The organism is Pandoraea cepalis (assembly GCF_902459625.1).
Classification (GTDB): domain Bacteria; phylum Pseudomonadota; class Gammaproteobacteria; order Burkholderiales; family Burkholderiaceae; genus Pandoraea; species Pandoraea cepalis.
Genome location: NZ_CABPRY010000003.1, coordinates 36,379 through 50,040 on the forward strand (window position 1 = coordinate 36,379; position 13,662 = coordinate 50,040).

At 65.0% G+C, this 13,662-nt stretch carries 15 protein-coding genes and 2 pseudogenes; 2 read left to right on the forward strand and 15 right to left on the reverse strand.

Annotated features, from left to right (window positions below; genetic code table 11):
• Positions 1-31: 31 nt before the first annotated feature.
• From PCE31107_RS08285 to PCE31107_RS08300, 4 genes are all read right to left on the reverse strand, one after another.
• Positions 32-952 (reverse strand): hypothetical protein, encoded by a 921-nt coding sequence (locus PCE31107_RS08285; protein WP_150607718.1) that lies wholly within the window; start codon positions 950-952, stop codon positions 32-34.
• A 22-nt stretch (positions 953-974) separates the two neighbouring features.
• A complete protein-coding gene (locus PCE31107_RS08290; protein WP_150607720.1) occupies positions 975-1,520 on the reverse strand; it encodes a tol-pal system YbgF family protein in 546 nt (181 codons plus the stop codon).
• Positions 1,521-1,679: 159 nt separating this feature from the next.
• Entirely contained in the window at positions 1,680-2,705 is a 1,026-nt protein-coding gene (locus PCE31107_RS08295) for a hypothetical protein (RefSeq protein ID WP_130026302.1), read from the reverse strand.
• Between the two features lie 26 nt (positions 2,706-2,731).
• Positions 2,732-3,169 (reverse strand): tetratricopeptide repeat protein, encoded by a 438-nt coding sequence (locus PCE31107_RS08300; protein WP_150607722.1) that lies wholly within the window; start codon positions 3,167-3,169, stop codon positions 2,732-2,734.
• A 370-nt stretch (positions 3,170-3,539) separates the two neighbouring features.
• On the opposite strand from PCE31107_RS08300, the gene PCE31107_RS08305 reads away from it, so the two are divergent.
• Both PCE31107_RS08305 and PCE31107_RS08310 read left to right on the forward strand, forming a co-directional pair.
• Entirely contained in the window at positions 3,540-4,271 is a 732-nt protein-coding gene (locus tag PCE31107_RS08305) for an alanyl-tRNA editing protein (RefSeq protein WP_150607724.1), read from the forward strand.
• A 151-nt stretch (positions 4,272-4,422) separates the two neighbouring features.
• A complete protein-coding gene (locus PCE31107_RS08310) occupies positions 4,423-4,938 on the forward strand; it encodes a DUF924 family protein (RefSeq protein WP_425494720.1) in 516 nt (171 codons plus the stop codon).
• Positions 4,939-4,958: 20 nt separating this feature from the next.
• On the opposite strand, the gene PCE31107_RS08315 is transcribed toward PCE31107_RS08310, so the two are convergent.
• The 11 genes and pseudogenes from PCE31107_RS08315 to PCE31107_RS08365 form a co-directional block, all read right to left on the reverse strand.
• The gene (locus PCE31107_RS08315; protein ID WP_174966593.1) at positions 4,959-5,492 is read right to left on the reverse strand and encodes a DUF2062 domain-containing protein; all 534 of its coding nucleotides are present in this window, start codon (positions 5,490-5,492) and stop codon (positions 4,959-4,961) included.
• A 267-nt stretch (positions 5,493-5,759) separates the two neighbouring features.
• Complete coding sequence (locus PCE31107_RS08320) at positions 5,760-6,356, reverse strand: LOG family protein (RefSeq protein WP_150607731.1); 597 nt, start codon at positions 6,354-6,356, stop codon at positions 5,760-5,762.
• A 3-nt stretch (positions 6,357-6,359) separates the two neighbouring features.
• Complete coding sequence (locus PCE31107_RS08325) at positions 6,360-7,028, reverse strand: TetR/AcrR family transcriptional regulator (protein WP_130026298.1); 669 nt, start codon at positions 7,026-7,028, stop codon at positions 6,360-6,362.
• A 142-nt stretch (positions 7,029-7,170) separates the two neighbouring features.
• Positions 7,171-7,566: pseudogene (locus PCE31107_RS08330) on the reverse strand (diacylglycerol kinase); the annotation flags it as partial.
• A 77-nt stretch (positions 7,567-7,643) separates the two neighbouring features.
• Positions 7,644-8,678 carry a glycosyltransferase family 4 protein gene (locus tag PCE31107_RS08335; RefSeq protein ID WP_150607733.1) on the reverse strand — a complete coding sequence of 345 codons (1,035 nt, stop codon included), beginning with the start codon at positions 8,676-8,678 and terminating at the stop codon, positions 7,644-7,646.
• A 205-nt stretch (positions 8,679-8,883) separates the two neighbouring features.
• Positions 8,884-9,657, reverse strand: a pseudogene (locus tag PCE31107_RS08340) (UDP-2,3-diacylglucosamine diphosphatase); the annotation flags it as partial.
• Positions 9,658-9,974: 317 nt separating this feature from the next.
• The gene (locus tag PCE31107_RS08345; RefSeq protein WP_150607735.1) at positions 9,975-10,931 is read right to left on the reverse strand and encodes an esterase/lipase family protein; all 957 of its coding nucleotides are present in this window, start codon (positions 10,929-10,931) and stop codon (positions 9,975-9,977) included.
• Entirely contained in the window at positions 10,928-11,500 is a 573-nt protein-coding gene (locus PCE31107_RS08350; protein WP_150607738.1) for an RDD family protein, read from the reverse strand. The genes PCE31107_RS08345 and PCE31107_RS08350 overlap by 4 nt, the downstream gene beginning before the upstream one ends.
• 222 nt (positions 11,501-11,722) lie before the next feature.
• A complete protein-coding gene (locus PCE31107_RS08355) occupies positions 11,723-12,556 on the reverse strand; it encodes a DUF3106 domain-containing protein (protein ID WP_174966595.1) in 834 nt (277 codons plus the stop codon).
• Between the two features lie 22 nt (positions 12,557-12,578).
• Positions 12,579-13,007 (reverse strand): DUF3619 family protein, encoded by a 429-nt coding sequence (locus tag PCE31107_RS08360; protein ID WP_017233283.1) that lies wholly within the window; start codon positions 13,005-13,007, stop codon positions 12,579-12,581.
• A complete protein-coding gene (locus tag PCE31107_RS08365; RefSeq protein ID WP_130026291.1) occupies positions 13,004-13,576 on the reverse strand; it encodes an RNA polymerase sigma factor in 573 nt (190 codons plus the stop codon). The genes PCE31107_RS08360 and PCE31107_RS08365 overlap by 4 nt, the downstream gene beginning before the upstream one ends.
• Positions 13,577-13,662 lie beyond the last annotated feature (86 nt).

Sequence of the window (13,662 nt, forward strand, 5' to 3'; positions counted from 1 at the left end):
CTGTCGCGGCGACAAGGGCGATTGGGATGTGTCAGACGTTCGTGACGCGATCGGGCACGGCGGCACGGGCGTGTGACGACGGCCGGTCCGGATCGGTCGCGCCAGCATGTTGCGTTGACTGTCCGAATTCGGACGTGTCCGATCGGTATCGGCCTTCCTGTCCGAACGGGCTCTCATAATTCAACTGATGCTCGACGAGATCCAGCGATCGACGCGCCTCCATCGCCGTCATCCACTCGATCAGCCCTTCGGTGGCGATGCCCCCGAATGCGCGATAAGCGGCCGCCGAAAACCCCATGCAGGATTGCAGCGAGTCGATGTCGAGCGTGTCGCCGGGCGGCGCTTCGGACGGGGCGGCAGACGGCGTTGGCCCGACACGCTGCGATAGCTCGGCCATGGCGTGATGCTCACCGGCGATTCTGCCGGCCTGATTGAAGAACACCATCATCGAGGCGCCCAGCAAGGTCGTCTGGTATTTGGCCCCATACCGCTCGAGGTGTTTCGACCCCAGAAGGGCACCCGCCGAGGTCAGCCAGGCGGTGTTCTTGATGTCAGCCGTCGTCGTCGAGGGCGTGCAGTACTTGCCAATGGCGACCGTCAAATCCATCAGGCTGGACAACGTCGCCAGGGATGCCGTTGCGAGCGTCACGTTGTGGGCGGTCGCCAACGCACTGTCGTCGTAGATCTCCTTGATGTTGTTCAGGCTGGCCACACTTAACGATGCCAGGCTGAGTCCGAAATTTCCCACGTGTTGCATCAAGGCGGTAAAGCGGCCAACGGTGGACGGCGACGGCCGCAGTCGATGCGACGAGTGCGTGTCGTCTTGCATCGCGCCGAGGGCGATTCGCACTTCGCCCGCAAGCGATGCTTCGTTCGTCGCAGTGGCCGACGTGTTGGCGGGGGCAGGGTGGGAGACGTAGTGGGGCGTGGGCAGGGCGTCAAGTCTGGGCATGAATGGGCTCCGAGGGATAGGGTCAGAGGGCGTCGATCAGACGCGTCAGCTTGTCGTGCAGATCAGCGGGGCGGCCGGTCCGACGCACCATGTCCAGCGCATCGCCGGCCATGTCGCGGGCGGTGTCGACATCGCCATTGCGCTGCATGCACACGGCGGCGAAATACAAGGGCTCGGGATCGCCATAGTCCCGCGCAACCGCGATCATCAAGGGGGCGACGGCGTGTCGATAATCGCCGAGCTGACAAAGCACGTAGCCGAACGCCTTGTAGGCATCCGTGCGTTCCGGGTAGGCGAGGCAGAGGTCGGCAAAGGCGCGTGCGGCACCGACGAAGTCGTTGGCCGCGCACAGGGCATACGCATGAGAGAAGGCTTGCGACGCGATCGGCGAATCGATCGACGACGTGGCCGGTGAAGTGGTCGGCGACACGTTGGGTGAAGCCGCGTCGGTGGCGCAACGCTGGGCGCCGTCGGTTCGTGGGGGGGGATGCGCTTGGCCGTTAGGCACGATGCGGCCGGCGCGGACGTCGGTTTCACCGGTGGCGTGGGGGGCTGAATATCGCTGCATGGAACGTCGTTCCTCCAAAGGGTTACGGCATGGATCCGGCTGCGGCACGCGCGCGCCCGCGGCGCGACGGGGGGCGTGTGCGCCCCGTTTAGCCCTGTCGGCGCGCGCGTGTCCGCGTTTCATCCTGGACCGCACAGGCGCAGTCCGTTGCGATGACGCTTAAGGGCGCGAACCGACGTCAGGTGTGACGGTGTCCAGCGCATCGTGAAAGGCGTCGTTCGACAGATCGGAGACGACCGAATGCAAATCCGACTCGGCATCGAAGAACTCGTCGTCGATGCCGGTCGCGAGTGACTGGATGTCCGCGTTGTCGCCCGGGATGGCCGGTGGCGCCGGGATGGACGAGATGGACGCGAGCGCCGAGTCGTCCCGCGACAGTCTCGGGACGACGGTCACCCCCTCGAGTTCGTAGTCGAGCCGCGGGCGGGGGGCCATGTGCACGTAGTCGCGTTCGCCGTCCAGCACGACGTAGTTCACGGTGGTCTCCGCCGCCGTGACTCTGTCCACGGACGCGCGCCGCTCTCGGCCATCGATGATCGTGCCAAGCACGCGGTTTTGCAGAAAATCGGTCGCGGTCGCCACCCCGTCGGCGATGGCCGAACTCGCATCGTCAATGGCGGCGTCTTTCAGCCAGGCCGGCACGGGGATGCCCAGCGTCTCGAGCAACGGTGCGGCGCCATTGTGGACGGCGCCAAACACCAGCGGACCGTTGGTGATCGCCAAATTGACCACCCCGCCGTACTCCCGCAGGAGGTCGATGCCGGTCCACTGGCCGATGGTCTGGAAGAAGTTGGTGTCGCGAATCTCGGCGCCCGGGATGTCGTCAGGGCCGTGCCAGAACTTGCTGGCTGCGAGCACCAGGCTCGCGATTTCCGTGGATGCCGCCAGCACATGGAGGGGGATGTCGATGTATCCCTTCCAGTCGTCGTCCATCGTGGCGATCGCGAAGCCCAGTGCGGTGCTCTTGGCGATGGCGTTGACGACGTGTCCGATGAGGGCCGCGTTGCGCGCGCCGCGATGCGTTTGAATGGCGCTTTGAAACTGCTCCCAGCACCCTGCCATCAGATCCTTCGGCGGCTCCGGCATCGCAATGTGTACTTGCGGATTCGCGCCGACATTGCTGGCGTTCGAGAGGGACTGGAGGGGCGTCGGCAGAGGGGGAGACGAGGGCATACCTATCGTCATGGGGGGCTCCCGGGAATGAATGGGCGTTAAATCGTGGCGAGAAAACGTTCGGCGCGCGCACCGATGTCGGCATGCGCCGCGTTCTGCCGAGAGGTCTCGAGCGCCTGCATGGCGAGATCGCGAGCGAGCGCGCCGTCGCCCAACTTCGCCAGGCAATGCGCGCAAATCAGCATCGGTTCGGGGTCTTCGGGCGTGAACAGCGTCGCCGAGCTGAGCGGCACCAGCGCGAGCGCATAGTCTTCGCGCCCGAAATGCGCGTAGCCGATCAGCTTGTTCACGCTGACGTCCAGCGGAAGTTCCTTGAGCAGGGGGTAGAGCACATGCAGTGCCCTTTCGTAATCGGCGGCGAGGTACGCGTCGCGCGCTTGCTGGTAACGCCGGGGCGCGGTGTCGCCGGCGTCGGGCAGCAGGCGCCCGGTGACATCGTGGCGGGGCAGTGAGGGGGGAGGGTGCGTGACATGCATGAGAGGATGGGGGTCCGGTTGACAACGTTTCGGATTATTCCGAGCGCCATAGATGGGGCGCTTGGGCGGATCCTACGGTTGACGCGGTATCCGTCTCTTTCGATTCGAGGACAAAGCTGTCGTCCGGTCGCTCAGTGGGCGCGCATTGGGAAAAGCATGGCGTCCCGTACGCCGCGTATGCCCAATTGCGTGGTGTTGGGTCGATGCCGCGAAACCTTCACCCGGGGGCAATGTCGGCAGTGCGCCGCTCCGACGGTGACGTCTGCGCAAAGGCGCTCATCGACCGTACTGGCGCTACGGCGCCGGATTGTCCCTTGTCACTCAGGCCCGGTTCGCGCGACCATGGCGGATCACCTACGGAGACGCCCCAATGACCACTGAAGCCCTTTTTCGGCAGGACGCCTATCTGCGCCAGTGCGAGGCGCGCATCACGCATATTGACGAGACCGGCATCAGGCTCGATCGCACCGTCTTCTATCCGCTGGGCGGCGGACAAGCGGGCGATGCCGGTGCGTTGGTGCTGGTGGACGGCACTCGCCTCGCCATTGCCGACACGCGCAAGTCGAAACATGAGGGCGCGACACCCGACGATGCGGTCCATGTGCCCGGGGAGGGCCAGTACGATGTGCTGGCGCGACTCTCGGTCGGGGATATCGTGCAGGCGGAGATCGACTGGGCGCGACGCTTTCGTCACATGCGCTTTCACACGGCGTCGCATCTGATGTGTGCCGTGTTGCCGCATCCGGTGGATGGGTGCAGCATCACCACGGAGTACGCTCGGCTCGATTTCGTGACGAACGAGCCGATCGAGCGGGAGACCGTCGAAGCCGGGTTGGCGGCGCTCGTGGCGGCTGCACGGCCGGTGGCCATAGACAGCATCAGCGACGACGAGATGGCGGCGCGGCCCGAGCTGGTGCGCACCATGAGCGTGAAGCCGCCCGTGGGGCTAGGGCGCGTGCGTCTGGTGCGCATCGAGGGCATCGATTTGCAGCCGTGCGGCGGCACGCACGTGGCTAATACCGCTGAAATCGGCGCGCTGCGCGTGGCCAAGATCGAGAAGAAGACGTCGCGCACACGCCGCGTGGTGTTGGCCTTTGCGTGAGTCTGGCATCATGCGAGTCACCCCTCCCACGCACGCTCACCTTTCAGGATGATGGATGACGACACCCGCAGGAGCACCTTCTTCGCAAGTCCCCCCGTGGCAAACGGTGCTCGATTTCTGGTTCGGCCGTCCGGACGCTCCCGAATATGGGATGGAGCGGCCCGAGTGGTTCCGTAAATCGGACGCGTACGACGCGTCGATCCGTACCCACTTCGGCGCGCTGCACGCGCAGGCGCTGGACGGGGAACTCGACGACTGGGCGCAGACGCCGCTCGGGGCGTGCGCGCTGATCGTGGTGCTCGACCAGTTCTCTCGCAATCTCTTTCGGGGGCACGCGAAGGCCTTTGCGGGCGATGCGCGGGCGTTGGCCGTGGCGCGGCGTCTGGTCGAGGCGGGCGACGATCAGCGTCTACCCACACCGCAGCATCGCGTTTTCGTCTATCTGCCGTTCGAACACGACGAATCGCTGGAGAGCCAGCACCTTTCGCTGGCCCTGTACGAACCCTTGGCGAAGGCGTTCGGGCTGGTCGATAACCTCGATTACGCGCGCAAGCATGCGGTCATCATTGAGCGTTTTGGGCGATACCCCCACCGCAATCAGGCCTTGGGACGAACATCGACGCCAGAGGAAATCGCGTTTCTGAAGACGCCCGGATCATCGTTCTGACGACGGCGATGTCGTGGCGCTCAGTCCCGGAGGGCGTCAGACGCACTCACCGTTGTCCCGACGCGGCGCCGTTGGTGCCAACGGATCGCGCAGAAGCCGATCACGTAGGCGAGCGCTCCGCCGGCCGCCGCACAGGCAGCGAGGCCAGTCGCGAGATGCAGCGTCGCCGTACCGAAATCGAGGTTCGTCAACTGAGTCCACAAGCTCTCTCTCGCCTGTGTCGCGGCGGCCACCGTCGCTTCGATCTCGGTCTGCGGTGGCCACTCGAACATCCAGCGGCCCAGACGGTGTGCGCCCCAATAAACGAAGGGCGCCGTCAGCGGATTGGTCACCAGCGTGCCGACCGCCGCGAGGAATAGATTGCCGCGTAACAGCGCTGCGGCGAGTATCGCCACGAGCATCTGGCCGACGGGAATCAGAATCCCGAAAAAAACACCACATGCCAGCCCGATGGCCACGCCTCGCGGCGTGGCTCGCCACAAGGCGCGCCGCAGCAGCAAGCCGGCGTGTGGCCGCAGCCAGCGTGAACGCAGCAGTCGCATCGGGCGAAGCATCTTTAACATCATAGGCAGGTTGCGCGTCGAGGAAAGCGTTGACCCAGGCGGGCATGGGGCGGGCGCGCACGCGGTGATCCGCATGCAACGGATGTCTGAGTCCCGGGGGCGGCAGGAGTTCAATGACGCCGTGGGCGACGGCGTGCCGAGCGGGTGCGGTCCCGTGTCTGGCACGAAGAGCGGGCAACGGGTGAGGGGGAGGGCTAAAGCGCGAGGGGAACCGACACTGCGCAGCCATTGGACTGCGCAGCGATGACGCGGCTGCGCTCAGATCTGTGAACGCTGGTGGGACCAGCGATCGATTTGCGACGGCGTGAAGTGCCGCAGGGTATCGAGCAACGCTTCGGGCGACGCACTGATCTGCAACTGGTCCAACTGCGGCTCCTTGAGGAACTGCTCCGTCACCATCGATTTGAGGAACACGATCAGCGGATCGTAATACTGCTCGACATTGAGCAGACCGATCGGTTTCGCGTGATAGCCGATCTGCAGCCACGTAAAGACTTCGAACAGTTCTTCGCACGTGCCGATGCCGCCGGGCATGGCAATGAAAGCATCCGACAGATCGGCCATCATCTGCTTGCGCTGGTGCATGTTCTCGACAACATGCAATTGCGTCAGCCCCGTGTGACCGACTTCCCGTTCCATCAGGGCCTTCGGGATGATGCCGATCACTTCGCCGCCGTGGGCCAGCACGGCGTCGGCAATGATGCCCATCAGTCCGACCTTGCCGCCGCCATACACGAGACGAATGTCCGCTTGCGCCATGCGACGGCCCAGGTCACGCGCCGCCTCGGCGTAGGCAGGACGTACCCCCGCGGCGGCACCGCAGTAAATACAGATCGATTTGACGTCCGACGCCATGTCTTATTGCGCTCCCTTAGCCGACGATTCTCGCGCCATCCTGTCGTACATCTCGCGCGAGCTGCCTTTCAGATACGGCGCCATTTGCGAGAGGATGTGATAGCTCGATTGGTGCAACCCGGCACCGATCTCTGCCGGGTCGTTGTACTTGCGCGGATTCATCACGAACTGGTAGGACAACCAATAGGTGGAGATCACCACCATGTTGGTCGTGACCACCTCGATCTGCTCGGGCGTGATTTCCATTTCGCCCTCGGCCACGAGCAGGTCGCACATTTCGCGCGCGAACCGCTTCTTGTGGCCGACGATCACCTTGAAGTGCGTCTCCAGCGTGCGGTTGCGCGCAAGCAGGTCGTTGAGGTCGCGGTAAAGAAAACGGAAGCGCCACAGAAATTCGGACATGTATTGCAGGTACGTCCAGACTTCGTCGAGCTTGGGCTTGTGATCGTCAGGCAGCCGCAGTCGCCGTTCGATTTCCTGCTCGAACTGGGCGAAGATGCTGTTGATGATGTCGTCTTTATTGCGGAAGTGATAGTACAGATTGCCGGGGCTGATTTTCATCTCCTCGGCAATCGTGGTGGTCGTGACGTTAGGTTCGCCGATGTCGTTGAAGAGCCGGAGTGACACCTCAAGAATTCGTTCGCGGGTACGGCGCGGCGGCTTTGCTTCCATGTCTGTCGGCCCCGGTAAGCGGCAAGCGTGGCGAACGATGTTCTCCGCTTGCGTCTATGAGTTGAATATCAGGTATACGGCGATCGATTATACCCGGCAGCCGCGTACTGCCAAGCATGGGGGAGGGAGGCGGCGAACGTTATCAGAAAAACGCTGTACGTACCCGTTCGACAATGACGGGCCCGGCGAGCAAGGCCCAGGTGAGCAGGCAAAGGCCGAGCGCGATGAGGACGGCCGCGCTGCCGAAATCCTTGGCACGTTTGGACAGTTCGTGCCGCTCCAGCGAAATGCGGTCGATGGCCGCCTCGATGCTGGAGTTGACCAGCTCGATGATGAGCACGAGCAGCACCGAGCCGATGAGCAGCACGCGCTCGACAGAGGTCACGGGCAGGAAGACCGCCGCCGGCAAGAGGATGGCGGCGAGCGCCAGTTCCTGCCGGAAGGCGCTCTCTTCGAACACGGCGAACTTGAAGCCGGACAAGGAGTATTTCAGGGCGCGCCAGGCACGCATGATGCCCCGATTGCCCTTGTACGGATTCGGTTGTTTGTCGCGTGGCGGCGGGTGATCGATGAACAAGCGTCGGGTTCCTCGCCGCAACGGGCTCTGGAGGTGGATCAGACCGCGCTCGCGAGCGACAGCTCGGGCTTGCGCGGATGCAGATGCGAGGCGAACTCTTCGGAGGCCGCCTGCCATGAGAACCGCTCGGCCCAGGCACGTGCACTCGGGCGCGAGACCTTGAGCGCATCGAGACAAGCCTCGCGCAAGTCCTCTCGCAGTGCGCCGCCTTCGCCTTCCGGGCAGCCGTCGAGGACATCGACCGGGCCGGTCACCGGGAAGGCCGCGACCGGCAGGCCGCAAGCCATCGCTTCGAGCAGCACCAGGCCGAAGGTGTCGGTACGGCTGGGAAAGACGAACACGTCGGCCGACGCGTAGACCTTCGCCAGTTCGGGCTGCGAAAGCATACCGAGATAATTCACATCGGGGTAGCGCGAGCGCAGTTCGGCCAGTTGCGGCCCTTCGCCCGCGACCCATTTCGAGCCCGGCAAATCCAGTTTCAGGAAAGCCTCGATGTTCTTCTCCACGGCAACACGCCCCACGTAGAGGAAAATCGGATGTGCCGAATTTAGCACATGTGCGTCTTGCACACGGAAGATGTCAAGGTCGACGCCACGTGTCCAAAGCACCACATTCTGGAAGCCGTTCGCTTCGAGATCGCGCTTGACCACCGGCGTGGGTGCCATCACGGCGTGCGACGCCTTGTGGAACCAGCGCAGAAAGCGGTAGGTTGTCGAGAGCGCAAAGCCGAAGCGCGCCTGCACATACTCCGGGAAGCGCGTGTGATAGGCCGTGGTGAACGGGAAGTCGTTGCGCAGGGCCCATTTGCGCGCGGCCATGCCCAGCGGGCCTTCGGTGGCGATGTGCAGGGCGTCCGGTGCGAAATCTTCGATGCGCCGTGTCACGCGTGCGCCGGCGAAGAACGCGAGACGGATTTCCGGGTAGGTCGGGCACGGCATCGTGCGGAATTCCTGCGGCGTGAGCAGCTCGACACGATGGCCGGCCGCCTCCAGCTGAGCGCGCGTGTTCTTCAACGTGCGGACCACGCCGTTGATCTGCGGATCCCAGGCGTCGGTGACGATCATGATTTTCATCGGGCGCTCCTTCGCGCACATGGCGCGCTTCGGTGACACGCGCGAACTCGCGCGTGAGTGCGCACGTACGACAGCACAGTGCCGTGCGTGCGCGGGGTTAACGGGGTGAAATCGGGCAAGTGTCCTGGGCCAGCGTCTCGGACTGGCGTCTCCCGAGGTGTGGCGATCGTGGCGGCGCGAGGCCGGCCAGGGTCACGGTGCGGGCTCAAGTGCTGACCGTCGCGGTTTTCGCGCGGGCGCGCACGTTGCGCTTTTGCGTCCAGTGGATGATGCGCAGCTCGCCCTCGGTCGTCTCGACCAGCGCCGAGAGGCTCTCCACCCAGTCGCCGTCGTTGCAGTAGAGCAAGCCGTCGATCTCGCGAATCTCGGGCTTGTGGATGTGTCCGCACACCACGCCGTCGCAGCCACGGCGGCGCGCTTCGTCGGCCATCACGTGCTCGAAGGCCGAAATGAAGTTCACGGCGTTTTTCACCTGGTGTTTCAGATACTGCGACAGCGACCAGTACGGGAAGCCGAAGCGCGTGCGCACGCGATTGAACCAGCGGTTGAGCAGCAGGGTGAGGGTGTAGAGCGAGTCGCCCAGATACGCGAGCCACTTGGCGTGCTGAATCACGCCGTCGAACAGATCGCCGTGGGTGACCCACAGACGTTTGCCCGACAGTGTGGTGTGGAACGCCTCGTCGCGCACCGCAATGTCGCCGAACGCCAACCCGCAGAACTGGCGTGCCGCTTCGTCGTGATTGCCGGGTACGTAGATCACCTGCGTCCCCTTGCGTGCGCGGCGCAGCATTTTCTGCACAACATCGTTGTGCGCCTGCGGCCAGTGCCAGCCGCGTCGCAGATGCCAGCCGTCGATGATGTCGCCGACCAGGTACAGGTAGTCGGACTCGTGATGACGCAGGAAGTCGAGCAGGTAGTCTGCCTGACACCCTTGGGTGCCGAGGTGGATGTCCGAGAGCCAGATCGTACGGTAGCGGGTGATGCCGTCGGGGGGCGGGTCGAAGGGATCGGGCGTGTCGGGCGGCAGTTCGATCGTGTCGGGCGGGCTGATGGGCGGGGCGGCGGGGCGGCCTGGCGGGGTGTCTGCGAAGTGACCGGCGCGAGCCGCAGACGTTGGGATCGGCAACTCAAAGGTGGGGGTCGTCGTCATACCGGCTCGCACGTCGCGTTGAACATGCGTGCATTGCGCCACGATTTCGTGAAGCGACGATGACAGTCACGATCATGTCGCGAAAGTGGCGTCCAACGTCGCGACGACGCGACAGCGGGACCCGCACCAGTCCGGGACGCCTCGGATCAGACGCCGCGCGGCAATCCCTGGGCCACGCGCTCGAGCGTCTCGAGCACGTGGGCGCGCGCACGTGGATGCGTGCCCAGCGACACATGTCCGAGCCGGTCGAGCGCGATGTTGTGGGCACCGGGCAGCACGCAAGTGCGCACCGGATAGACGACGTTGTCGTGAAACGTGTAAATCGACGTGATGCGAGCGCGTTGCGTTTGCGTTTCGCGACTCGCGAGCGCCGCGAGCCATTCGCTGCCGACACTCATCTGGCGAGCGTTGGTGCCGAGGCCATGGCGCGCATGCAGGGTGCCGAAGTGCGGCGAGCCGAGCGTGATGGTGTGAGCGACCGGCAGGGTGGGCGCGTGGCGCAGGCAGGCACGCGCCGCGAGTCCGCCCATGCTGTGGCCGATGATGACGACGGGCAGCCGGGTGCGTTCGGCAAGGGCGCGCGTGGCATTGGCAACCGTGGGGGCGTAATCGTCGATGTCGCCGAACATCGGGCCAAGATTGACGGCGTCGCAGTCGTAGCCCGCGTCGGCGAGATGGCGCGAGAAACGCAGCCAGAACGCGCGATTACAGCCGTAACCATGCAACAGCAATACCGAGACGGGGCGCGCCGGGCCACGCGGTGGCGGCAGTCGGGCGGTGCTGAGCCACGGTTGGCAGAGATCGAGCAGGAAGATCGACGCCGCGCATTCGTAGGCCCATACGGCCGCATGGGTGCCGGCGGTGGCGCGCCGCTCCGGCGACGGGTCGCCCTGGGCGGCCATGACGAAGCCGGCCGCAAGGCCGATGGCATGGGAGACGGGCAACCATAGCACCGTCCATAGCAAAGTCGTCCAGGGGCTATGCCAAACGGTCCACGTGGCGACGGCGACGATGAGCGATAGCCCGATTTCGATGCCACCGTAGATCAGGTGGGCGCGCGAGGCGCGCGGGGCAGGGCGGGCAGCGGGGGGCGCTGTGGTCATTTGCCCAGCACGCTCACGAGACGCGTGCCGGCGAGCCGGTCATGAATGAACTGGTGATCCGGCATCACGCGCATGGCCAAGGCCCAGAGCACGACCCAGCCGGTGAGCAACGCCACGCTGCCCCAGCCTGTGATTCCGAGTCCCGAGTCGAGCGCCATGGCCGGCAGCACCCACAACCATGCGAGCGCATAACGCGCGACAGCGCGGGCGGTGTGCACCGGTTGTCCATGCGCGTCGACCAGACGGATCTTCCACGTCTTCATCGCCAGCGTCTGGCCACCGTGGGTCCAGAACCAGACGAAGTACGCGCCAAGTACAAGAAACAGCCAGGCTTGCATGGCATGCCGGTGCATCAGGCCGCTGCGCTGCTGGGTGAGGGCGCTGAACAGGTAGCCGGCAAGGAACAGCACGCCGAAGAGCAGCAGCGATTCGTAGAGCATCGAGAGCAGGCGGCGGCGTAGCGTCGGCACAGCGTAGCCATCCGGTTCGATACCGGATGGCACGTCTGGCGAGGGTGCGGTGTCGGGCGAGCGGTGCGGCGTGGCGGGCTGGGTGGCGGAGTCGGTCATCGCGGCGTGGTCTGGGATTTTTGTCGGGTGCCTGGCGCCCGTGCCGGCATGGGGCAGTGGCGGCGGGCATGTCGCGTCCTGTGCCGCACATTATGCGCAAGAATGTGCCAGCGAGCCAGCCGGTCGGCGGGGGCGTTTCGAACGCATAAAGACAAACGGCCGCCCCGGGGGGGGGGCGGCCGTTGCGGCATGACGATGACCAGGAGTGGCTGGCGTCAGGCGTCAGTTGTGATGATAAATCTCGGCGTTGAAGACGGCGTCGCCATTCTTGTCGCCGTTTGCCGTGCCGGCGCTCGCCGGCGTGGCTCCTGGCGACGGTACGGCAGAAGTCGGCATCGATTGCCCGGTCGTCGGTGCTGCCGCGCCCGATGCCACCGGCGCCGGCAGCGCGCCATTCTTGCCCGGGGTGCCGGCCTCCTTGCGATGCACAGCAGCATACGGATTCTTCACGCCCGGGCGGCCCGATGGCGGCGCGCTGACCACGTTCGGACGGTTGGCCTGCTTTCGGTCGTCCGCGGCAAGGCGCTTCTTCTGTTCTTCGGTGAGTTGCTGATACTGCTGCCACATCTGCGCTTTTCGCTCGGGCGGCAGCGTCTTGGCGTTCTGATAGCTCTCGCGCGCCAGCTTGCGCTGCTCGGGCGTCAGGCGCACCCAGTCCGCCATGCGGTCATGCAGGCGCTTACGGCTTTCCGGTGACAGCGTATGAAAGCGCTTGGCAATCTCGATCCACTTCTCGCGCTGACGCTCGCTCATGCGATTCCAGTCCTGGGCGAGCGGCGCGAGCGCCTCTCGCTGGCCTGCCGTGAGCTTGGCCCAGTAACCGCCGGGCGATGCAACAGACGTCGCCGCAGCGCCGCTCGCGGTCGCACCGCTGGCCGTCAGATTGCCGACCGGCCCATTGGTGGGGTTGGCGCCGCCGGGGGCAGATGCGCCGGCAATGACCGGAGGCACGTCGGACACCGCTTCAGGCGCGTGCGTGCGGCGCAGCGCGGCCGTGCCGGCGAGCGCGGCCGCGATCAGCGCGGCCAGCAGAAGAAATACATTGCGTCGCGTCACGGGGGGGACTTGGGTAGGGGGGCTACTGGGCACGCTTCACATAGGCGTTGAAGCCATGGTCGGCATAGGCCGACAACGGGAGTTCGTCGCTCAATACGGCGGCATCGATGTCTGCCAGGTCCTGAATGTGTTGCTGATGCTCCCAGTACGCGAGCCCCGCCAGGCCGATCACCAATGCGGCGAGCGGCCAGAGCAGCCCGAGACGGCGCAGCTTGTCGAATGTGCGGCGCGGGCCGCCGGCTTCCGACGATGGCATGGCGCCGACACCGGCGAGCACCAGCGCCGGTTGCACAATGGCCACCGGTTCGGGCTTCTTGCGCGCGAGCGCCTCCTGGCGAGCGGCGGCCAGCCGGGCCGCGATATTCGGCGACGGCGCGTCGGACGCTTCGTCCAGCGCACGTCGCACGCGATGTGCGAAGCGGAGTTCCCTCGTTTCCAGATCGTGACTCATAACCTGATCCCTTTTGCCTTCAACGCCTGCGCCAACGCATGGGTGGCGCGCGAGCAGTGCGTCTTGACGCTGCCCTCCGAGCACCCCATCGTGGCGGCCGTCTCGGCAACGTCCATATCTTCCCAGTAACGCATGAGGAAGGCTTCTCGTTGACGTGTCGGCAGTTTCTGTATTTCCGCGTCGATGAGCGAGAGGATTTCGGCGCGCGAAACGGCCTCTTCGCTGCTCTCGGTCTGCACAGACCCATCCTCGGCCAATAAGGTTTCCAGCGGATCGAAGTCGTCGCGTTCGTCGTCGCCCGGGCCCGCGAGATTCGAGAATAGCGTGACCCAGGTGTTACGCACCTTTTGCCGACGGAAATAGTCGTGAATGGCGTTCTGGAGAATGCGCGTGAACAGCAGCGGCAGGTCGGCCGGCGGCTTGTCGCCGTATTTCTCGGCCAGGCGGATCATCGCATCCTGAACGATATCGAGGGCGGCCTCGTCGTCGCGTACGGCATAGACGGCCTGCTTGAAGGCGCGCCGTTCGATGCCCGCGAGAAAATCCGCCAGTTCCTTGTCAGATGCCATCCGGTGGGGTGCACGCAGCGTTGCGCGCTGCGCCTTTGAAATGCCATGTAAGCGTAAAGGCCACGTAAAGATTCATGTAGCCGGTG

Coding starts and splice junctions, on each gene's coding strand:
- PCE31107_RS08285 (WP_150607718.1), bottom strand. CDS start 952: ATGCCCAGACTTGACGCCCTGCCCACGCCCCACTACGTCTCCCACCCT.
- PCE31107_RS08290 (WP_150607720.1), bottom strand. CDS start 1,520: ATGCAGCGATATTCAGCCCCCCACGCCACCGGTGAAACCGACGTCCGC.
- PCE31107_RS08295 (WP_130026302.1), bottom strand. CDS start 2,705: ATGACGATAGGTATGCCCTCGTCTCCCCCTCTGCCGACGCCCCTCCAG.
- PCE31107_RS08300 (WP_150607722.1), bottom strand. CDS start 3,169: ATGCATGTCACGCACCCTCCCCCCTCACTGCCCCGCCACGATGTCACC.
- PCE31107_RS08305 (WP_150607724.1), top strand. CDS start 3,540: ATGACCACTGAAGCCCTTTTTCGGCAGGACGCCTATCTGCGCCAGTGC.
- PCE31107_RS08310 (WP_425494720.1), top strand. CDS start 4,423: ATGGAGCGGCCCGAGTGGTTCCGTAAATCGGACGCGTACGACGCGTCG.
- PCE31107_RS08315 (WP_174966593.1), bottom strand. CDS start 5,492: ATGCTTCGCCCGATGCGACTGCTGCGTTCACGCTGGCTGCGGCCACAC.
- PCE31107_RS08320 (WP_150607731.1), bottom strand. CDS start 6,356: ATGGCGTCGGACGTCAAATCGATCTGTATTTACTGCGGTGCCGCCGCG.
- PCE31107_RS08325 (WP_130026298.1), bottom strand. CDS start 7,028: ATGGAAGCAAAGCCGCCGCGCCGTACCCGCGAACGAATTCTTGAGGTG.
- PCE31107_RS08335 (WP_150607733.1), bottom strand. CDS start 8,678: ATGAAAATCATGATCGTCACCGACGCCTGGGATCCGCAGATCAACGGC.
- PCE31107_RS08345 (WP_150607735.1), bottom strand. CDS start 10,931: ATGACCACAGCGCCCCCCGCTGCCCGCCCTGCCCCGCGCGCCTCGCGC.
- PCE31107_RS08350 (WP_150607738.1), bottom strand. CDS start 11,500: ATGACCGACTCCGCCACCCAGCCCGCCACGCCGCACCGCTCGCCCGAC.
- PCE31107_RS08360 (WP_017233283.1), bottom strand. CDS start 13,007: ATGAGTCACGATCTGGAAACGAGGGAACTCCGCTTCGCACATCGCGTG.
- PCE31107_RS08365 (WP_130026291.1), bottom strand. CDS start 13,576: ATGGCATCTGACAAGGAACTGGCGGATTTTCTCGCGGGCATCGAACGG.